This is a genomic window from Shewanella sp. 10N.286.51.B7 (assembly GCF_002873615.1).
GTDB lineage: Bacteria > Pseudomonadota > Gammaproteobacteria > Enterobacterales > Shewanellaceae > Shewanella > Shewanella electrodiphila.
The window spans coordinates 8,338-29,713 of the sequence record NZ_MCUF01000044.1 but is presented as its reverse complement, the minus strand read 5'-3'; the positions used below and the strand labels follow the sequence as shown (position 1 = coordinate 29,713).

General features: G+C 40.5%; 15 protein-coding genes. 8 read left to right on the top strand and 7 right to left on the bottom strand.

The window, feature by feature from the left end:
* The first annotated feature begins 176 nt into the window (after positions 1 to 176).
* From sucA to BCU84_RS13010, 5 genes are all read left to right on the top strand, one after another.
* Positions 177 to 2,999: a 2-oxoglutarate dehydrogenase E1 component gene (gene sucA / locus BCU84_RS13030; protein ID WP_102528514.1), complete on the top strand. Its 2,823-nt coding sequence runs from the start codon at positions 177 to 179 to the stop codon at positions 2,997 to 2,999.
* A gap of 27 nt (positions 3,000 to 3,026) precedes the next feature.
* Complete coding sequence (gene odhB / locus BCU84_RS13025) at positions 3,027 to 4,214, top strand: 2-oxoglutarate dehydrogenase complex dihydrolipoyllysine-residue succinyltransferase (RefSeq protein WP_102528513.1); 1,188 nt, start codon at positions 3,027 to 3,029, stop codon at positions 4,212 to 4,214.
* Positions 4,215 to 4,292: 78 nt separating this feature from the next.
* Positions 4,293 to 5,459: an ADP-forming succinate--CoA ligase subunit beta gene (gene sucC / locus BCU84_RS13020; RefSeq protein WP_102528512.1), complete on the top strand. Its 1,167-nt coding sequence runs from the start codon at positions 4,293 to 4,295 to the stop codon at positions 5,457 to 5,459.
* Positions 5,459 to 6,331 (top strand): succinate--CoA ligase subunit alpha, encoded by an 873-nt coding sequence (gene sucD / locus BCU84_RS13015; protein WP_102528511.1) that lies wholly within the window; start codon positions 5,459 to 5,461, stop codon positions 6,329 to 6,331. Before sucC ends, sucD begins: the two co-directional genes overlap by 1 nt.
* Positions 6,332 to 6,589: 258 nt before the next feature.
* Complete coding sequence (locus BCU84_RS13010) at positions 6,590 to 7,090, top strand: GNAT family N-acetyltransferase (RefSeq protein ID WP_102528559.1); 501 nt, start codon at positions 6,590 to 6,592, stop codon at positions 7,088 to 7,090.
* A gap of 78 nt (positions 7,091 to 7,168) precedes the next feature.
* Here BCU84_RS13010 and fur read toward each other — a convergent pair whose 3' ends face one another.
* Complete coding sequence (gene fur, locus BCU84_RS13005) at positions 7,169 to 7,600, bottom strand: ferric iron uptake transcriptional regulator (RefSeq protein ID WP_102528510.1); 432 nt, start codon at positions 7,598 to 7,600, stop codon at positions 7,169 to 7,171.
* Between the two features lie 330 nt (positions 7,601 to 7,930).
* Between fur and cobB the strand changes: the two genes are divergently transcribed.
* Both cobB and BCU84_RS12995 read left to right on the top strand, forming a co-directional pair.
* A complete protein-coding gene (gene cobB, locus BCU84_RS13000) occupies positions 7,931 to 8,689 on the top strand; it encodes a Sir2 family NAD+-dependent deacetylase (RefSeq protein ID WP_102528509.1) in 759 nt (252 codons plus the stop codon).
* Positions 8,690 to 8,764: 75 nt separating this feature from the next.
* Positions 8,765 to 9,226 (top strand): ATP-binding protein, encoded by a 462-nt coding sequence (locus BCU84_RS12995; RefSeq protein ID WP_102528508.1) that lies wholly within the window; start codon positions 8,765 to 8,767, stop codon positions 9,224 to 9,226.
* Positions 9,227 to 9,350: 124 nt separating this feature from the next.
* On the opposite strand, the gene BCU84_RS12990 is transcribed toward BCU84_RS12995, so the two are convergent.
* The 6 genes from BCU84_RS12990 to ggt form a co-directional block, all read right to left on the bottom strand.
* Positions 9,351 to 11,411 carry a bifunctional 2',3'-cyclic-nucleotide 2'-phosphodiesterase/3'-nucleotidase gene (locus BCU84_RS12990; protein WP_102528507.1) on the bottom strand — a complete coding sequence of 687 codons (2,061 nt, stop codon included), beginning with the start codon at positions 11,409 to 11,411 and terminating at the stop codon, positions 9,351 to 9,353.
* 345 nt (positions 11,412 to 11,756) lie between these two features.
* Positions 11,757 to 13,940, bottom strand: a complete 2,184-nt coding sequence (locus tag BCU84_RS12985; RefSeq protein WP_102528506.1) for a M3 family metallopeptidase — start codon at positions 13,938 to 13,940, stop codon at positions 11,757 to 11,759.
* Between the two features lie 262 nt (positions 13,941 to 14,202).
* The gene (locus BCU84_RS12980; RefSeq protein ID WP_102528505.1) at positions 14,203 to 14,598 is read right to left on the bottom strand and encodes a phosphate ABC transporter substrate-binding protein; all 396 of its coding nucleotides are present in this window, start codon (positions 14,596 to 14,598) and stop codon (positions 14,203 to 14,205) included.
* Positions 14,599 to 14,609: 11 nt separating this feature from the next.
* Positions 14,610 to 15,785, bottom strand: a complete 1,176-nt coding sequence (locus BCU84_RS12975) for a hypothetical protein (protein WP_102528504.1) — start codon at positions 15,783 to 15,785, stop codon at positions 14,610 to 14,612.
* 69 nt (positions 15,786 to 15,854) lie between these two features.
* Positions 15,855 to 17,471 carry a methyl-accepting chemotaxis protein gene (locus BCU84_RS12970; RefSeq protein WP_102528503.1) on the bottom strand — a complete coding sequence of 539 codons (1,617 nt, stop codon included), beginning with the start codon at positions 17,469 to 17,471 and terminating at the stop codon, positions 15,855 to 15,857.
* 735 nt (positions 17,472 to 18,206) lie between these two features.
* Positions 18,207 to 19,961: a gamma-glutamyltransferase gene (ggt, locus tag BCU84_RS12965; RefSeq protein ID WP_241906432.1), complete on the bottom strand. Its 1,755-nt coding sequence runs from the start codon at positions 19,959 to 19,961 to the stop codon at positions 18,207 to 18,209.
* 89 nt (positions 19,962 to 20,050) lie between these two features.
* Between ggt and BCU84_RS12960 the strand changes: the two genes are divergently transcribed.
* Positions 20,051 to 21,226, top strand: a complete 1,176-nt coding sequence (locus BCU84_RS12960) for a GNAT family N-acetyltransferase (protein ID WP_102528502.1) — start codon at positions 20,051 to 20,053, stop codon at positions 21,224 to 21,226.
* The last annotated feature ends 150 nt before the right edge of the window (positions 21,227 to 21,376 follow it).

Here is a 21,376-nt window from a genome sequence, read left to right as displayed (position 1 = left end):
ATAGCTCTTGATGAGAGCCATCTTCATCATTGAGGATGGCTTTTTGTGTGTATTAGGAAGACCTTTGTATTTAATTCTATAAAATTATATAGTTAGATACGATTCGATTGCGGTGCACTAGGTATCGTAATTATGATTATGGCGAAGCACGTGTATCAAGTTTGTAAGGAAAAGTAATGCACCAAGGCATCATGAAAGCTTGGCTCGAATCGTCACATTTGAGTGGCTCAAATTCGACTTACGTAGAAGAGATGTACGAAGCCTATCAAGAAGATCCAAGTTCAGTTTCTGCTGATTGGCAAGTCGTTTTTGATAATCTCCCTGCGGTAAACGGTACTTCTCAAGATATACCTGAAGCTGCACACTCTAAAGTACGTGATTATTTCCGCAGTTTAGCATTAGAAAGTCGTGCCAAAGGCGCCAGCCGTGTAACCGACCCTGAATTAGATGCTAAGCAAGTTAAAGTTCTCCAACTTATTAATGCTCACCGTTTCCGTGGACATCAAAATGCTAACCTAGATCCATTAGGTTTATGGCAGCGTGAAGCAGTACAGGAATTAAACCCTGCATTTCACGGTCTTGATGCTGAAGACATGCTACGTGAATTCAATACGGGTTCATTTGCATACGGCAGTGACACATTAAAATTAGCAGACATTGTTCATGCCCTTAAGAGCACATATTGTGGTTCTATCGGTGCTGAATACATGCACATTACCGATACGGATGAAAAGCGTTGGATTCAACAACGTCTTGAACCATCTTTAGGTAAAGCAAATTATGACAACTCCACTAAGAAACGTATCTTAGAAGGCCTAAACGCTGCTGAAGGTATGGAAAAATACCTTGGCGCGAAATTCCCAGGCGCAAAACGTTTCTCACTTGAAGGTGGTGATGCTTTAGTCCCAATGATGCGTGAGATTTTATATCGCGCAGGTGAAGCGGGCACCAAAGAAATCGTCGTAGGTATGGCTCACCGTGGTCGTCTAAACGTGTTAGTAAACGTTTTAGGTAAGCGTCCTGCTGAGTTATTTGACGAATTCGCAGGTAAGCATGATGAAATTCAAGGTTCAGGTGATGTTAAATATCACCAAGGTTTCTCATCAGATTTTGAAACGCCAGGTGGCAATGTTCATTTAGCGTTAGCGTTTAACCCTTCACATCTTGAAATCGTTAACCCAGTGGTTATCGGTTCAGTTCGTGCTCGACAAGATCGTCGCGGCTGTACAGACGGTTTACAAGTGATGCCAATCACCATTCATGGTGACTCGGCAATTACAGGTCAAGGTATCGTTCAAGAGACATTCAACATGTCTCAAGCTCGTGGTTTTAAAGTTGGCGGTAGTATTCGTATCGTTATCAACAACCAAGTTGGTTTCACAACTTCAAACCATGAAGATGTACGTTCAACTGAATACTGTACCGACATTGCGAAGATGGTTCAGGCACCTATTTTCCACGTTAATGCTGACGACCCAGAGGCTGTCGCCTTTATTTCGCAGTTAGCTGTGGATTACCGTAACGAGTTCAAACGTGATGTGGTGATTGATTTAGTTTGTTATCGCCGTCATGGTCATAACGAAGCTGATGAGCCGAGTGCTACACAGCCGTTGATGTACGCAAAAATCAAAAAACATCCAACGCCACGTAAGATTTATGCGGATCGCTTAATCGAAGAAAGCAGTATTTCTGCTGATGACGTGACAGGTTTAGTCAACACTTACCGTGACTCGTTAGATGCGGGTGATTGTGTGGTTAAAGAATGGCGCCCAATGACACTGCATACAGTGGACTGGACGCCTTATTTAAACCGTGAGTGGGATGAAAGCTATCAAGCATCGATGAAACTTGAGCGTTTAAATAATTTAGCGCAGAAAATTGTCGATATCCCTGAAAGCCATAAGCTTCAGTCGCGTGTTGCCAAGATTTATAAAGACCGTGTCTCAATGGCGAATGGTGAAAAACCATTGGATTGGGGTTTTGCTGAAACCTTAGCTTATGCGTCTATCTTAGAAGATAACAAACGTGTTCGTATCACTGGTCAAGACTCAGGTCGCGGTACTTTCTTCCATCGTCATGCTGTATTGCATAATCAAAACGACGGTACGACTTATTTGCCATTACGTAATGTGGCTGATGAGCAAGGTGAGATTGATATTATTGACTCAGTATTATCAGAAGCATCAGTATTAGCATTCGAATACGGTTACGCAACTGCAGAACCTGGCGGATTGACCATCTGGGAAGCGCAGTTTGGTGACTTCGTTAACTGTGCTCAAGTGGTAATCGACCAATTCTTATCATCAGGTGAACAGAAGTGGGGCCGTTTATGTGGTCTAACTATGCTGCTACCTCATGGTTATGAAGGCCAAGGCCCAGAGCATTCATCTGCTCGTCTAGAACGTTTCCTACAACTATGTGCTAACCATAATATGCAGGTGTGTGTTCCTTCAACACCGGCTCAGGTTTATCACATGTTGCGTCGTCAAGTTGTACGTCCTATGCGTCGTCCTCTTGTGGTGATGTCACCTAAATCATTACTGCGTCATCCGTTAGCTGTGTCATCACTTGATGAACTTGCAAATGGTGGTTTCCAGAGTGTAATTGGTGAACTTGATGCATTAGACGCGAGCAAGGTTGATCGCGTTGTCTTCTGTAGCGGTAAAGTTTATTTCGAGTTGCTCGACAAACGTCGTAAACAAGAAATCGAAAATGTTGCTATTTTACGTGTGGAACAACTGTACCCGTTCCCACAAGAAGAAATGCAAGCAGCACTTGCTGAATATCAGCATGTTAAAGATTTTGTATGGTGTCAGGAAGAACCGCAAAACCAGGGTGCTTGGTATTGTAGCCAACATCATTTCTGGGCAGCGATTCCTGCAGGCGCACAATTAACTTACGCTGGTCGTGAAGCATCTGCTGCACCAGCTTGTGGTTATCCGGCTCTGCATGCTCGCCAGCAAGAAGAATTAATCAATAGCGCATTAAAACTGTCGTAATAAAATTTATAAAAAGGAAAGCTTTCCATGAGTATCGAAATTAAGGTACCCGTTTTGCCAGAATCAGTTGCTGATGCGACTATCGCGACATGGCATGTGCAACCTGGAGAACAGGTTTCTCGTGACCAGAATATAGTTGATATTGAAACTGATAAAGTGGTTCTAGAAGTTGTTGCGCCAGAAGATGGTTCTCTAAGTGAAATACTATTCCCAGACGGTGAAACCGTTCTTGGTGAACAAGTTATTGCTAACTTTGTTGCTGGTGCAGTTTCAGGCCAAGAAGTAACGAAAGCTGAAGCAGAAGCTGCTGCTCCTGCTGCAGAATCTGACGAGTCAAATGATGCACTAAGCCCTTCAGTACGCCGTCTAATTGCAGAGCATAATATTGATGCAAGCAAGTTAAAAGGCAGCGGTGTTGGTGGACGTATCACTAAAGAAGATGTTGAAGCATTCGTTAAGTCAGCGCCTGCTGCTAAACCTGCAGCAGCGCCTGCGCCTGTTGCACCTTTAGAAGGTCGCAGCCAGAAACGTGTTCCTATGACGCGTTTACGTAAGACGATTGCTAATCGCTTACTTGAAGCTAAAAACTCAACGGCAATGTTAACGACGTTCAACGAAGTCAACATGCAACCAATCATGGACATCCGTAAGCAGTATCAAGAAATCTTTGAAAAGCGTCACGGTATCCGTTTAGGTTTCATGTCTTTCTACGTGAAAGCGGTAACTGAAGCGCTTAAGCGTTTCCCTGAAGTCAACGCGTCAATTGACGGTGATGAAATTGTTTATCACAACTACTTCGACGTCAGTATTGCGGTATCAACGCCACGTGGTCTGGTTACCCCAGTATTACGTGATACCGATACAATGAGCCTTGCTGAAATCGAAAAGAATGTTCGCGAATTAGCCCTTAAAGGCCGTGATGGTAAATTATCAGTTGAAGATATGACTGGTGGTAACTTCACAGTGACTAACGGTGGTGTATTCGGTTCATTGATGTCGACTCCGATTTTAAACCTTCCACAAAGCGCAATCTTAGGCATGCATGCTATCAAAGATCGCCCAATGGCTGTGAATGGTGAGGTTGTTATTCAACCTATGATGTACCTAGCATTATCTTACGACCATCGTATTGTTGATGGCCGTGAGTCAGTTGGATTCTTGGTTGCTATTAAAGACTTCCTTGAAGACCCAACACGTCTATTGCTTGACCTGTAAGAGTCAACTAGACAGTACCCTCGTAGCTGGCTCATAAGAGCCAGTAGGATTTTTTAAGAAGTATATGGATAGATCATCATGAATTTGCATGAGTATCAGGCAAAATCCTTATTTGCCGAATATGGTTTACCAGTTTCAGAAGGCTTCGCTTGCGATACAGCCCAAGAAGCGGTAGAAGCTGCTGGTCACATTGGCGGTAATATGTGGGTTGTTAAGTGTCAAGTACACGCAGGCGGCCGTGGTAAAGCAGGTGGCGTTAAAGTTACCGGCGATAAAGAAGAAATCAGAGCATTTGCTGAAAACTGGTTAGGTAAGAACTTAGTGACTTACCAAACTGACGAAAAAGGTCAGCCGGTTGCTAAAATTTTAGTTGAAAGCTGTACTGATATCGCAAACGAATTATATCTTGGTGCAGTTGTTGACCGTGCAACACGTCGTGTTGTATTTATGGCATCAACTGAAGGTGGCGTTGAGATTGAAACTGTTGCTGAAGAAACTCCTGAGTTGATTCACAAAGCAATCATCGATCCATTAGCAGGTCCACAGCCTTACCAAGCACGTGATCTTGGCTTCAAGTTAGGTTTAAACCCAACTCAAATGAAGCAGTTCACTAAAGTGTTCATGGGTCTTGCTAAGATGTTCGAAGACCATGATTTCGCTTTACTTGAAATCAATCCACTTGTTATCACTGACGAAGGTAATATCCATTGTCTAGATGGCAAGATTGGTATCGATGGTAATGCTTTATTCCGTCAACCTAAAATCCGTGAATTCCACGATCCATCACAAGATGATGCTCGTGAAGCACATGCAGCTAAGTTTGAACTTAACTACGTTGCACTAGACGGAAATGTTGGTTGTATGGTTAACGGTGCAGGCCTAGCAATGGGTACTATGGACATCGTAAACTTACACGGTGGCAAGCCAGCTAACTTCCTAGACGTAGGCGGTGGAGCAACGAAAGAACGTGTTGCTGAAGCATTTAAAATCATTCTTTCTGATTCAAATGTTAAAGCCGTTCTTGTTAACATCTTTGGTGGTATCGTTCGTTGTGACATGATCGCAGAAGGTATTATCGGCGCTGTTAAAGAAGTTGGCGTTGAAGTACCAGTTGTTGTTCGTCTTGAAGGTACTAACGCTGAATTAGGTCGTGAAGTGCTTGCAGGTTCTGATCTTGATATCATCGCAGCTGTATCATTAACTGATGCTGCTGAGAAAGTTGTTGCTGCTGCGGAGGGCAAATAATGTCCGTATTAATTAACAAAGATACTAAAGTTATCTGTCAAGGTTTCACTGGCGGCCAAGGTACTTTCCACTCTGAGCAAGCAATTGCTTACGGTACTAAAATGGTTGGCGGTGTTTCTCCAGGTAAAGGCGGTCAAGTTCATTTAGGCCTTCCTGTCTTTAACACTGTTAAAGATGCGGTTGCTGAAACAGGCGCTACTGCTTCTGTTATCTATGTACCAGCTCCTTTCTGTAAAGATGCTATCTTTGAAGCAATCGACGGTGGCATTGAGCTAATCGTTTGTATTACTGAAGGCATCCCTACGTTAGATATGCTTCAAGTTAAAGTTAAGCTTGAAGAAACTGGCGTTCGCATGATCGGTCCTAACTGTCCAGGTGTTATCACTCCGGGTGAATGTAAGATTGGTATTATGCCTGGTCACATCCACAAGCCTGGTAAAGTGGGTATTGTTTCTCGTTCTGGTACATTAACGTACGAAGCGGTTAAGCAAACTACTGACGAAGGTTTCGGCCAATCTACTTGTGTAGGTATCGGTGGTGACCCAATTCCTGGTACTAACTTCATCGACGTATTGGAAATGTTCCAAAACGATCCACAAACTGAAGCAATCGTAATGATTGGTGAAATTGGTGGTACTGCTGAAGAAGAAGCTGCTGAATACATCAAAGCTAACGTAACTAAGCCTGTTGTATCTTACATTGCTGGTGTTACTGCACCAGAAGGTAAGCGTATGGGCCATGCCGGCGCAATTATCGCTGGCGGTAAAGGTACTGCTGAAGATAAGTTTGCTGCATTAGAAGCTGCTGGCGTAAGCACAGTTCGCTCTTTAGCTGACATTGGTAAAGCTTTACGTACTAAAACTGGCTGGTAATTCAAGCTAGAAATAACTGTTTACTAATAACAGTTAATTGATTAAAAGGCGCCTTGGGGCGCCTTTTTTGTTGCCTATAGATTAGCATTAAACAATATTCGTTTGATTCAATCTAGCCTAGGTATTCCCGATATGTTTTAATCAAAGTAATGTAAGCATTATCACTTGTAAGTCTCTATTTATATATCGATTTTTATAGATTAAGCTCATTGATTAAGGATTATCATGACACAAATTACACAGCCAAAATTAGCTGAGATTATTACTGAAACCGACCGATTAATATTACGACCATTCAATGAAGGCGATTTTGAATCAATTTATTTAATGAATAGTATTCCTGAAGTACTGACTTACATTCCACAAGATCCGTTAACTGATATCGGTCAGGCAGAAGAGGTATACCACAATATCATTATGTCGGCATATCAAGAACATGGCTTTGGGCGCTGGGCAGTACACCACAAACAAGATGATAAAGTGATTGGATTTTGTGGGCCTAAATATATTCCAGAGTATGACAAGGTCGAGCTTGGCTATCGATATTTCCCTGAGTATTGGGGTAAAGGGATTGGCTTTGAAGCCGCAGAAGCGACGGTTAAGACTTTAAAGCCGCAATATAATATCGATCTTGTTATAGCGTTGATTTTACATGGCAATAATGGCTCTGAAGCGATTGCTAAAAAGTTAGGCATGCATATTCATGAAGAAAATGAATATCAAGGCGCCAAAGTGCATCTGTATCAAATGGATTTATAATTTAATTTTAAAGCCTAAAACAAAAAACCAGCAAATTTGCTGGTTTTTTAATGACTATATAATCAGTTCTACGAAAGGTTATTCGTCTGCGTGATCACATTCATCATTAGTGCAGTGACCATATAAATATAAGCTATGGTGAGTCAGCTTAATATTATGACGCATGGCTATTTCATCCTGGCGGCGCTCGATAACATCGTCTGAAAATTCAATTACCTTATCACAGGTTAAACACACTAAGTGATCATGATGTTTTTGAGTCGACATTTCAAATACTGCTTTACCACTTTCAAAGTGGTGACGGTTTAGAATGCCAGCGTCGTCAAATTGGTTTAATACACGGTAGACAGTGGCTAAGCCAATTTCTTCGCCAATATCGAGTAACTTTTTGTATAAATCTTCAGCACTGATATGTTGGTTTTCAGGGGCTTGCATCAATTCTAGAATTTTGACTCGTGGCAGGGTAATTTTTAATCCTGCTTTTTTGAGTGCTTGATTTCCATCTGTCATTGCTAATCTCTTGATTGCAGAACCTTAGCGGTTCTTCCGTGGATAGTTGAGATCATTATATGTGGTGTAATACCAAACTGGAACCTTTCATCGAAGTTAATCGGTATATAACTATGAATTTTCTTCCATCTTTTGCTCAAAACGAACAGTTAAGTTAATAAATGGACAATAGTCTTACTTATACTAAGGGATTATTGAGTGTATTGCGTATTTATATCAGTATAAGCGTTAACGTCATTCAGATCGTATTTCAAAGCTAAAGACGAAACCTGTTGCTTGATGATATGGTATTCGCATCTGGCTTCGTATAATAAAAATAAGGAAATCAATATGTATCAGCAGATTGTGGTCTTAACTGGCGCAGGTATTTCAGCTGAGTCTGGTATTAAGACCTTTCGTGACCAAGATGGTCTGTGGGAACAACACCATATTGAAGATGTAGCAACACCAGAAGGGTATGCTCGTGATATTGACCTTGTCGAAAGGTTTTACAATAGCCGCTGGGAGAATCTTCACAGTGGTGAAGTTAAACCTAATCCTGCACACGATGCTTTAGCCAAATTAGAAGCGGAATTCCCAGGTAAGTTACTGGTGATAACTCAAAATGTCGATGACTTACATGAGCGTTCTGGCTCGAAACGTTTACTGCATATGCATGGGGAATTGTCTAAAGGACGCTGTCCTCAATCACTGCAGACTTTTGTGTTACGTGAACCTTTTAGTGAAGATAACTGTTGTACCTGTTGTATTCCAGCTAAACGCTTACGACCGCATATTGTCTGGTTTGGTGAAATGCCTTTTGGCATGGATAGGATCCACGATGCTTTAGATACCTGTGATTTGTTTATTGCTATTGGCACCTCTGGCACGGTTTATCCTGCTGCTGGGTTTGTTGATAGTGCTAATCATCATGGTGCGCAAACAGTTGAAGTCAATTTAGTCGAAGCAGACAGGCATAGCCAGTTTCAATATCATTTAACCGGTAAAGCGGGTGATATTGTGCCGCAGTTAGTTGATACTATTTTAGCGGGGGAGACAGTCGGTAATCAGTCTTTTAATCAGCAACTAGCCAGTGCTTTATCTGCTTGATGACAGTACTAGTTGAGCCTTGTATTTTCACGAACTAGTCCTTAATACTGCTAACAATTTACAACGAGAAACGATATGAGTGACCAACAAGGCAAATTGGCAATTATCATGCGTGGCTTGCCAGGAAGCGGTAAGTCTTATTGGGTGAATACTTACCTTAAAGGATTGGGTCTGGAGCAAGCTAATCATATTAAGCAGTACGGTTATTTCTCAACCGATAGTTTTTTTGTAAAAGAGGGGCATTACAAATTTAACCCTAAGCTTCTAAGTCAGTATCATCAAGCAAATTTAACCGCATTTATAAATGCGATGGCGAATAATGAACCCACAGTGATCTGTGACAATACCAATGTGGCTAAATGGGAGTTCATGGCTTACGAAGCTGCTGCAAAGTCGTTAGGCTATCAGGTAAGGGTGATGTTGATTGGCAGCCCAAAGGATGCTCAACATCAACAATTATGTGCCCAAAGGAATAGTCACAAAGTGCCACTAAATCATATAAAAACCATGGCTAGATTGTTTGAGTTGGATGATTAACTGTTCTAACTGACTAGAATGTTAATTAAAAAAGGCGCCTAAGGCGCCTTTTTACTGTCTATTTACTGTTTTTCATCAACAACTCAATGAATTGCGTATTATTAGACCTGATGTGAATATTGAATTACTGCTGTAAGTCAATATTGTAAATTGCAAAGCCAAACTCATCGGTTAAGTCTGTTCGTTTTGTCATTGGTCGAACTTGATAATCTTCAACAAATTTGTCAGCCGTTTCACTGTCTTGGGTCTCAAAACGAATATCAAGTTTAGTAGGCGTATCAATGGTGACAAAGTCCCAATTGTTGTCGGCACTTGGGTCGACTTCACCATTAGCTTCAGACTCTTCCGAAATATATTGAGCTAAAGCCTCACGGTTTGTATCCGGTAATTCCATAACTACAAATTCAGCACCTGTACCTGCGAATTTACCACCAAATGCACGGTAGTTGTTCGATGCAATGATAAACTCTTTGCTTGCTAATTCATCATCTGTGAAAACAACCCCGTCAGCATCGGTATAACTTAAGTCTACAATACGGTTAGCATCAGCATTCACTACAACACAGTCACCATCAAACTTAGTTGGTTGGGTCACATCAATTTTATAGCTCACTCCGTCAATAACATCGTAGTTATACGTTCTATGAGTATCCCAGTTAATTAAGCTTTGAGCTTCGGTAGAGTTGGGATTAATTTGGTTGAATTGATTAGCACTACATTCAAGCCAATCTTTTACTTCTGCCCCAGTCACTTTCACTGCAACCATTGTATTTGGGTACAAATATAGATCCGCTGCATTTTTATAGGTCAAATCGCCAGCAGGAACTTGCACATAGCTATCAGCATCTGAAGTTGTGCTGTGACGACCACCAGCCTTAAATGGAGCAGAAGCTGAAAGTACTGGAATGTTTTTAAGTGCATCTATTTTTGAAGCAGCTTCTGCTACTGCGTCAATCTGCGCATTAGATACGATTTGAACTGTTGGATCGTCTTGTACTAGAGATAAAAAGCTATACATATCTGTAGAAGACTTACCAATAGGTGCATTAACATATTCAAGCGTGGCTGTATGTTCAAGCTCAACCATCGCATGGATATTTGCGTCAGGCTCAACCGAGAACTCTTCAGTAGTATCAGTTGCTTTTATAAAGATAGGGCGTGCTTTAGACAAGCTATTCGTAACTGCCCATGCACCGTCTTCTTGTGCTAAGGTCAAGTCCACAACGCCTAAGTTGTCACCCCAACGGCCTGGCATAACGGCTGCTACACCATTAATTGTACCTTTGTCAATGTCGACATTGGCGACATCGGCGAATTGAGAACTTGGAAATACCGAGTGACTGTGGCCGAACATGATAGCGTCGATGCCATCAACCGTTGTTAAAGCCCAAGTTGCATTTTCTGCACTCATATCACTTGGATTTTCAGATGAACCGATACCTGAATGAGGGATCGCTACAATAACATCAGCGCCTTCAGCTTTCATTTGAGGCACATAACGTTCAGCTGATTCAACAATGCCTCGTGCAACGACTTTGCCATCAAGGTTTTGTTTGTCCCAAATTTTAATTTGTGGAGGAACAAAACCGATATAACCGATTTTTATGGTGTGTTCATCGCCATTATTATCAACGACTAGTTGCTCTTTAATGATGTAAGGCTCAAATAATGGTTCACCGGCTTTAACTTCTCTGAAGCAATCGTCAACTTCACAATAGACATTGGCACTAATATAAGGAAAATTTGATTCAGCAGTAGCCTGATCTAAAAAGTCCAATCCATAGTTAAACTCATGATTACCTATGTTACCGACTTCATAATTAAGCGTATTCATTGCTTTGTAAGCTGGGTGAGTATCAGTTAGCTGGTTGGTTGATTTGAACTCATGAGCAATATAATCACCCATAGGGCTGCCTTGAAGTAAATCACCATTATCTACTAATACGCTATTGGTAACTTCTTCACGGGCTTCGTGAATTAATGCTGCGGTACGAGCTAAACCAATGGTTTTATCAGTTTGGCCACTATAGTAATTGTAATCCATGATATTCGCGTGAATATCACTGGTTTCCATAATACGTAAATCAACTTCTACAGTTTTGACACTGTTATCATCTGATGAGCTACAACCACTGATCCCAAGAGCACCCGCTATAACGACTGCTAAAACCTTTTTATTTAACATATGACTCTCTCTTTTTCCTGACCCCGGAGCTTGTTTTTTTGTGCTCCATTATTGTTGTGAATAAAGCAGAACTACCTTCACTGCATTAAACGTCATGAATTATATACAAAGTGAATTACAGTGTTGCGACAAAAGAACAATTAATTAAAAAAAAGTAATTCATTTGCTTTTAATGTTAATAATTGGTTTTTTATTCTGGAATTAGCTCCCGTTTGGTTATTCTAGCTTCAGGAGGGGCTAAATTAGTGACTGTTCGGAAAGGTGTTTTGTATTTTTTGGACTATAAAACGACTTTTGCGGCTTAAATAAAAAAGGCGCCGAAGCGCCTTTAAATTCAGCTCGTGTTTACTTGTCTTCTAAAAGACCACGGCTTCTTAGCAGTGGCTCGATACCCGCATCTTTACCACGGAATTGACGGTACAGATCCATAGGGTCGGCGCTACCACCTTGAGATAAAATATTGTCTCTAAATGCTTGCGCAGTGGCTGGGTCAAATATGCCATTTTCTTTGAATGCTTCAAATGCATCAGCACCTAAGATATCAGACCACAAGTAGCTGTAATAACCCGCAGAATAACCACCCGCAAAAATATGCGAGAAATAAGTACTGCGATAACGAGGGGCGATTTCTTTAATTAAGCCCATGTTAGCAAGTGACTCAGCTTCAAATTTAGCGGCATCATGCACTGTGTTTTCATTGAGTGTATGCCAGTCTAAATCTAATTTGGTTGCCGCCATGTACTCAACCGTGGCAAAGCCTTGGTTAAATTTACTTGCTGCTTGAATTTTTTCTACCAACTCTTGTGGAATCACTTCGCCAGTTTTGTAGTGCTTAGCGAACTGAGCTAATACTTCAGGCTGCGTCATCCAGTTTTCCATCACTTGTGATGGGAACTCAACATAATCGCGTGGTACAGCCGTGCCCGCTTGCGATGCATATTCTACGTCAGACAAAATGCCGTGAAGGGCATGACCAAATTCATGGAATAGGGTACTAGCTTCGTCGAATGTAAGTAATGAAGGCTCATCACCAGTTGGTTGTGGGTAGTTTAAAACGTTAACAATAATAGGCTTAGAATCAATGCCATTCATATTGTATTGCTTACGGTATGAATTCATCCATGCGCCGCCACGTTTACTGTCACGAACGTAATAATCACCCATAAATACTGCTAAGAAAGAACCATCTTTGTCGTAGACTTCCCATGTTCTGACATCTGGGTGATATTTAGGTAGATCAGTACGTTCTTTTACTGTGATACCGAATAAACGGTTAGCAGTATAGAATACGCCATCTAAGGTCGCTTCTAATGAAAAGTAAGGTCGTGTTTGTTGTTCATTAAAGCTGTATTTAGCGACACGAATTTGGTCAGAGTAATACCACCAATCCCATGCTTCAAGCTTAAAGTCACCACCTTGGCTATCAATTAATGCTTGCATGTCTTTCACTTCAGCATTGGCTTGCGCCAGTGCTGCTGGCCATACTTTATCAAGCAGACCATACACGTTTTCAGGTGTTTTTGCTGTGCGCTCTTCAAGCACAAAGTGAGCATGGGTTTTGTAACCCATTAATGCTGCTTTTTCAGCGCGAAGCGCTGCAATTTTAGCTAGGCCTTTTTTGTTATCATTAGCGTTATCATTATTAGCTCTTTCAATGTAACCCTTAAAAATAGCTTCACGTAAATCACGGTTTTCAGCGTAAGTTAAAAATGGCGTAATAGAAGGGCGCTGTGTGGTAAATACCCACTTGCCATCATGGCCACGTTTTGTCGCTGTGGCCGCTGCAGTATCAATCACATCTTGTGGCAAGCCTGCTAAACCAGCTTCATTGTCGATAACTAATTCAAAGGCATTAGTTTCAGCTAATAAATTATCGCCAAACTCAAGGTTTAGTTTTCCAATTTGTTCATTAAGCGCACGTAAGGTGTCTTTATCTTCTGCTGATAAGTTTGCACCGCCGCGGGTAAAGCGCTTGTAGGTATCTTCTAATAATTTAGCTTTAGCAGTGTTGAGGTTTAATGCATCTTTTTGTAGATAAACTGCCTTTACACGCTTGAACAAGTCGTCATTAAGTGAAATGTCATCTCTTGCAGATGACAACATTGGTGACACTTGTTTTGAAATTTCTTGGATCGCAGGATTAGTGTGCGCACCTGTTAGGTTGTAGAACACACTGGCAACTTTAGTTAGCAACGCTCCTGAAAATTCCATCGCTTCGATAGTGTTTTCAAAAGTTGGAGCTTCTGGGTTGGCAACAATAGCGGCTATTTCAGCTTGTTGGGCTGCAATACCCGCCTTGAATCCTGGTAAATAGTGTTCATCGTTAATTTTATCGAAATCAGGGATTTCCATAAACGTGCCATAAGGCTTAAAGAAAGGGTTATTGGCATTTTGCTCAATAATATTGTTTGCAATAACGTTAGGTGCTTGAGTTGTTGTGGTCGTTTGAGCTTTATCGTTCGCACATGCACTTAACATTAACGTCAGTGCCATGGCTGAAACAAGCGGCTTGAGGGTTAATCCCTTCATATTTTATTCCCTGTTTGCATAAGAATGGTTTAAAAATGAGCTTTTGAGCGATTTTTTGGCTTTAAGCTTCTATATTTTCATTTTGAGCTTTTTATATATCATTTTTAGAGGGGGATTTGTGATTATTTTACTGATTTAAAGTCAAAAACTTGTTTTAGTTTGTAACAAAAAATAAAGGGACCTGATTTGTCATCAGATCCCTTTAAGCTATTTCAATGGAAGGGGGAGAACTGAAATAGCATATAAAGCTATAGCCTTAACATTAAGGCTTTAAAATCACTTTAACACTTGCATCTACATCAGCTTCATCGATATAACCAATTGCATTTGGATTCGAAGCAACAGCTGATTTCATCGCCGCAGCGTTTGAAACTGTAGCTGGTGGATTACCTTTACCTGTAAATACCTGTTTTGACCAAAACGCTTTAAGTTGAGAGTCTGACTTACCGGTAACGCTGCTATGAAATTCAGAGCGAGTTGCGTTGCCTTCATTAAGTTCGTAAACAACAGCTGATTTTGAACCTTTACCTAAGAAAAGTTTTTTAGCATCAGATGCTGAAATATCTGCAGCACCTGGTGCACCAATAACAACAACCGCAGCTTGCGCAGACATCATTGAACAAACGCTAAGCGCTAAAATAGATAATACTTTTTTCATTTTATCGCTCCTTAAAATACTGCGTCGAATTTAACTGTGTATACCATACTGTCATCGTACATAAACTTGCCCGTAAGCGGGTTGAAGTTGTTGTTTGATAAGCCGCCATGAGTATCACCGAAATCAGTAGCGTAAGTAACATCAAATTTCACTGCTACATTTTCAATAGCATCCCAACGTAGACCTAAGCTATATGCCATACGTTCTTCATCAAATGCGTAAGCTAAAGGCGGTATACTGCTTCTTTCATCCTCGTCAGTCGTTTTTAAGTAAGCAACTGTAGCGTAAGGGGTAAACTCATTAATTCTGTAACCAAGAGTTAGATATGCAGATTCTGAATCAGCTAAAACACCATCAATTTCGACAGTCGTCCATTCTGCAACAGCAATCCAGTTACCATCATCATAACTACCACCTAAACCAGTAAACGCCGCTGTTTCTTTGTCTACAACAACTGTCCCAGCTCCAACAGAACCATCTAATTCGGTTTGTCCATAAACAGCTCGGAATGTCCAAGTTAAGTCAGTCCAAGAAGCATTTATCCCCATAACATTAGATAGTTCTAAATCAAGGCCTTCATCTTCATCATTGACGTCAGATTCACCACCAAACGCTTGTATTGTTAACGTTGAGTCTTCTAATTCGTAATCATATGCTATATCACCACCAGTGTATGATGAAAACGGCACTTGTGAGTAAACTTCTGAAGGTGGACGTGCAAATGGTTGTGCGTAACCCACATCTAAGTAATCTGAGTACATAAATAGTGGAACACGTAATTTACCACCACGGATTTTTACGCCGTTATCAAAACTGTGTGCAAGATAAGCCCATTCAGCTTCCACTTCCCAGTCATTGCTGCCACGCATCATAAGTTGCATAACTGCAGTTGTTTGGTTTGAAATATTAAATGTACCTTGCAAACCCATTTTTGAATCTTCAGTGAAGTCTGCGCTAGTCGTCGCACCATTGTATCCAGCACTGTTGTCAGAACTAACATACGCAGCACTGATAAAGCCGTTAAAGCTAAAGCGTTCAGCTAAATTTTCTGTTTGACTTTTTTGAAGCGATTGAACTTGCTGTTCAAGCTTGGCAATTTTTTCATCATTGGTTTCTTCAGCAGCGACGTATGCAGGCAGCATAGCGACTGAAATAGCTAAAGGTAGCGCTTTCAAGTTGAATTTCATGGTGTAACTCCTGTTCATCTCATCATTGTTTAAGTTGATATTCGTTGTATCGACTTAATATTTTATTTTTTAGACTTTAAATTGACCCGTTATGCCGTCAAGTTGTTTACTAACACCTTCAATGTCATAACTGATCCCGCCCATTTCATCCGTGGTCATTTTTACTTTAGCGGCATTGGTTTCAATATCTGCAATGTACTGCTGAATAAGCTCTGAAGTGTTGTGTTGCTCTTCAGTTGCAGCGGCAATCTGATCATTAACGACCGTAATTGCGCTGACCTTACTGGTGATATTGATTAATGCATCCCCTGCTAATGAAGTGGTTTTAACACCTTCTTCAGCGGTTTCTATTCCACGTTGCATTGCATCAACCGCTTGGGTCGACGTAGAGCGAAGCTCTTGCAATACTTGCTGAATTTCTTGCGTTGAAGCTTGTGTACGAGAAGCAAGCGTTCTAACTTCGTCGGCCACAACTGCAAAGCCTCGTCCTTGTTCACCTGCACGAGCCGCCTCAATAGCTGCGTTCAATGCGAGTAAATTGGTTTGATCTGCAATACCACGAATGGTATCGAGTATGTCATTTACGTTGCTGGTAAAGGCTTCAAGTTGATTGACAACTACGGCCGTTGTTTGCACTTCTTCTGCTAGCTTTTTGATGGTCGTAATGGCTTGAGCAACGGTTTCTTGGCCTTGCTGTGCTTCATTGTTAGCATTATCAGCTTCTGATGCAGCATTTGCGGCATATTCAGCAATGTGTGCCACACTGACAAACATTTCACGCATGGCGTGCGAAATCTGTTCAACGGACTCATTTTGCTGTTGAACAGTGACTTCACTGTTTTTACAGCTCTCGAGAAGGGTATGTGATACTGAACTTAAGCTCTCAGTGGTATTTTTTGTATCAGCAATCGAAACCTGCAGTTTTGATACGAATTGATTAAACCAATGTACTAAGGTGGCAATTTCGTCTTTACCTTGATAATCGATACGAGATCGTAAATCGCCTTCGCCTTCAGAAATGTTTTGTAAAGAGTCAGTGACATTTTGGATGGTGACAATGATTGAACGGTTAACCAGAAAGCCGACCACAATGAGAAATGCCGCAGCTGCAATGCCAATAGTGAGCATAAAGTTAGCTGCACTATCTGAGCTTTCAAGAGTTGTTTGGATACTCGATTCGAATTCTTGTGAGTATTGCACTTGTTTTTCATCAAACAATTCAATGAGTTGCTCATAACGTTTTGCGTTATCAGCGGCTTGGCGCTTTATGTTGTTAAAGTCGACATCATCTTTTAAAAATTCAGCAACCAATAATTTTGCATTGTCATAATAAACATTCAAATCACGCTGCATTTTATTTGCATCATTGGCTTCAGATGCTAGTAAAGATTTAACAGAGTTTAAGTTGTTATTTATTTGAGTAACCATATTTTCAGCGGTAACTAAATTATCTTCTTCACCCGTTGTCACCGCTGACTGGATATTTTGATCAAGTTGTAAAAGTAAGCCTTTATTGATTGTGGCCAAATTTAACACTGGATATAGTTGAGATTGAAGTCCATTTAGTCTTTCAGCATTTTGTTGCACACTTTGATTGTTAATAACTAAAGATATAACAAACGAAAAAATTGCAACGACTGTTAATAAAGCGATCCGATGCTTTATTTTTAAGCTGTTTAACTGCATTAAAATTTGATCCTACAGGCTAAAGTTTGTGTAAAAGTTAAGAGTTTGTTCTGGACTCCACATATAATAATATGATTTTTATGCTGAAAATATAGCTTTCTTGGTGTTTTACTTTATTTTAACTTATGTTGTTGGTGAATAATATTGTTTTCAATGGCTTATGCTGTTCTTTGTTAAAAAGATTTTTTTGAAATAAATCTCATTTTTTAAACGTGTATTTGATTATTTTGAATATAGTCTTTGTTCGTCAAATAATTGTCAGTGTCAATTTAATGCCTGTGTTTAATTGTTCATAAAGATTAATTTAAATAGCAATGTTATTTTATGTTGCTGGTTTATATTTTAATTGATATTGATTTATAACGCTTGTTCCTTTAGGAACAGTATCGGCAATTAGTTTGTAAACTTTAGATGGAACATCCGATTTAATATTTATTGTATGTAGTTAAATGGTAAAAACTTACATTTGTAAATGAAAATGATTTCTATTTATTGCAGCAGGTGGAGTTTATTTATTCAAAGAAGGAAGTTTGAGTGATTGTGTTAAAAGATAGTGTTTAACATTGTCAAAGCAATTGAGGGAAACAAGAGTGTTTGAAATAGTGTGATGATGGTAAAATTGAAGGGTAGATAAATTTAACGATTAATCAATTTAACGATTAACCATTACTCAATTTATCTACCGCAACATATCTAATCAGAAAGTGTGTTTAACCCCTTCAGATTAATAACACTTTAATGCCCAAGAGTCTCTGAACCAGCGCGCCTTGGATCTGAAGCGCCATAAATACCATGTTCATTAATTAATATTGACTGAGTGCTTCCCATGGCACTAGATCTTTTCACTTTGTGTCCTTTAGATTCAAGTAAGGTAATGGTGTCATCATTAAGGCTGGTTTCAACGCCTATATAATCTGGTAGCCATTGATGATGAATTCTCGGCGCTGCAGTCGCTTCTGCCACATTCAATTGGTGATCGATGACATTCATGATGACTTGCAGCGTGGTGGTGATAATTCTAGAACCACCAGGGCTGCCAGTGATAAGAAATGGTTTTCCATCCTTCATCACAATGGTAGGACTCATAGAGCTTAAAGGTCGTTTATTCCCTTGAACTGAATTTGCTTCACCGCCAATCAGCCCATAACCGTTAGGCGAGCCAGGCTTTGCTGAAAAGTCATCCATTTCGTTGTTAAGTAAGATACCTGTGCCAGCAGCCACGAGGCCTGAGCCATAGCTGAAGTTTAGGGTGTAAGTATTTGAAACGGCATTTCCCCATTTATCGACAACAGAATAATGGGTGGTTTGATCGCTTTCATAAGGCGCAATATCGCCAGCTTTTATTTCAGCACTCGGAGTGGCTTTATTAAAAGCGATTTGTTTTGCAATGGTGTCTGCGTATTTTTGACTTGTTAATGCAGCAATTGGCACAGGGTTAAAATCTGGATCCCCCAAATATTCACTTCTGTCTGCATAGGCATGTTTCATCGTTTCTGTCATTAAATGCAAAGTTTGTGCAGTGTTATGACCAAGCTTTTGAATTGGGTAGTTTTCTAGCACATTGAGCATTTCAATGATGTGAATACCGCCTGATGAAGGAGGTGGCATAGAAACGACTTCATAACCTCGATAGCTGCCGCGAACGGGCTCTCGTTCAACGACGGTATAATTTTTTAGGTCATCTAGGCTCATAATCCCGCCCGCTAGATTAATCGCGCTCACAATTTTCTCAGCGGTTTCGCCCTGATAAAACCCTTTACTGCCGTGCTTTGCAATCAGTGATAAAGAATGCCCTAAGTCAGTTTGCACCAGCTTGTCGTTAACCGAAAAGCTGTCACCATTTTTTTTGTAAAATATTTTAGCGGAACTTGGCCATTGAGAGATGCGGCGCTTTAAGCCATCTAATGAATCTGCCAAATCTGAATTAATGACAATACCGTCATTAGCTAACCCGATGGCGGGTTTAATGACATCTTTAAGACTCATAGTGCCATATTTGGTTAGCGCGAGTTCTAAGCCCATTACCGTACCAGGTACCCCCACTGCGAGACCATGCTCACGGCTTAATTTAGGGTTTGCATTGCCTTTTTCGTCTAGAAAAATATCTTTATGTGCCTTTGCTGGCGCCGTTTCACGATAATCGATAGCAATGGTTTTATTGGTTTCAGCTAAATGTACCATCATGAAACCACCACCACCGATATTACCGGCACGAGGAAGGGTGACCGACAGTGCAAAACCTACAGCAACGGCAGCATCAACAGCATTACCACCTTGTTTGAGAATATCGACACCAATGCGGGTTGCAAGTGATTCTTGACTGGCAACCATGCCATTTTTAGCCCAAATGGGTTGAGCTGTGGCAGCGCGACTGAAAATAGATTGCTCGTTAGCAGCACTTACGCTGGTTGTAGATGCAGCAGTTAAACTGAGTGCAATTGCAATGCAGGTGGAAATAGCGATAGGTTTAAACTGAGAAAAAATACCCACTTTCAGTCCTTTGTAAATTCATTGATAGGTTGCAATGTGCCATAAGTATGATCTAATACACAATATCTAATGCCGCTTTTTGAGGAAATATGTCAGAGTTTTTGAGTGAAGATATCCAACTTAATTTTTATGATTCAGTTGCAAGTATCGGTAAATCAAAATGGAGTCGTGTGTTTACTGACGATAATCCGTTTACTCAATTCGAGTATTTATTGGCATTAGAACAAAGTTTGAGTGTGTGCAGTGACTCTGGTTGGCGCCCACAACATCTTGTGATTACCTCTAATAGTGATGTTATTGCTATTTTACCTTGTTATGAAAAATCCCATTCATGGGGGGAGTATGTGTTTGATTGGGCATGGGCTGAAGCTTATGAGCGCAACGGGCTTGATTACTATCCTAAGCTCGTAGCTGCAATTCCTTTTACGCCAGTTTCGGGTCAACGTATAGGTATGATTTCGTCGATATCAGAGGTGAGTCGTGAAGTCGTACTGAATAGAATTACTCATTTTTTAAATCAAACAATAAAAAGTGAGCAGTTCTCATCCTGGCATTGTTTATTTTTACCTCAAAATGATTTCAAGCATTTAAGCCATTCAACAATTTCGAGATTAGGTACGCAGTTTCATTGGCAAAACAAACAGTACCCGCACTTTGACGACTTTCTAGCGCAGTTAGTCTCTAGAAAAAGAAAAGCCATTAAAAAAGAACGTAGAGCTGTGTCGAATTTTAACTATGACTTTATTGATGGCGACAAGGCAAGCAAAGAACAATGGCAAGGTTTTGTGCATTGCTACCAGCAAACCTACCTAAAACGCTCAGGTCATACAGGCTATTTAAATGCTGACTTTTTTAGTCAAATCGCCAGTTCAATGGGCAGGCAAGTTAGGTTGCTATTAGTGACCAACGATCAAAATAACCTTATAGCATCAGCATTATATTTTGTGTCCAATACCCACCTTTATGGTAGATATTGGGGCTGTTTAGAGGAAGTCGATGGCTTGCATTTTGAAACCTGTTATTACCAAGGCATTGAGTATGCTATTCATCATGGATTAACCGTCTTCGATGCCGGCGCGCAAGGTGAACACAAAGTAGCACGGGGTTTTGAGCCTGTTGAAACCTATTCAAACCACGAAGTAGCACACGACGAGTTCAGAAAAGCGATTTATCATTACTGCCAGCAAGAACAGCTGCATATAAAGCAATATATGCAGGATTTAGCTTGCAAGCTGCCCTACAAAGAAAAGGACAATTTACAATAAAGTGTCTTATCCCTAGGCACTAAATTAATTCTGCCCCTAGACACTAAATTAATAAAGCGATGAATGAATAAAACCCTTATCTTCGCCATTAAAGTTAATGACTTGGCATCACCACTAATTTCAAAACTTTTAACTTTCAAGATTCCTAAC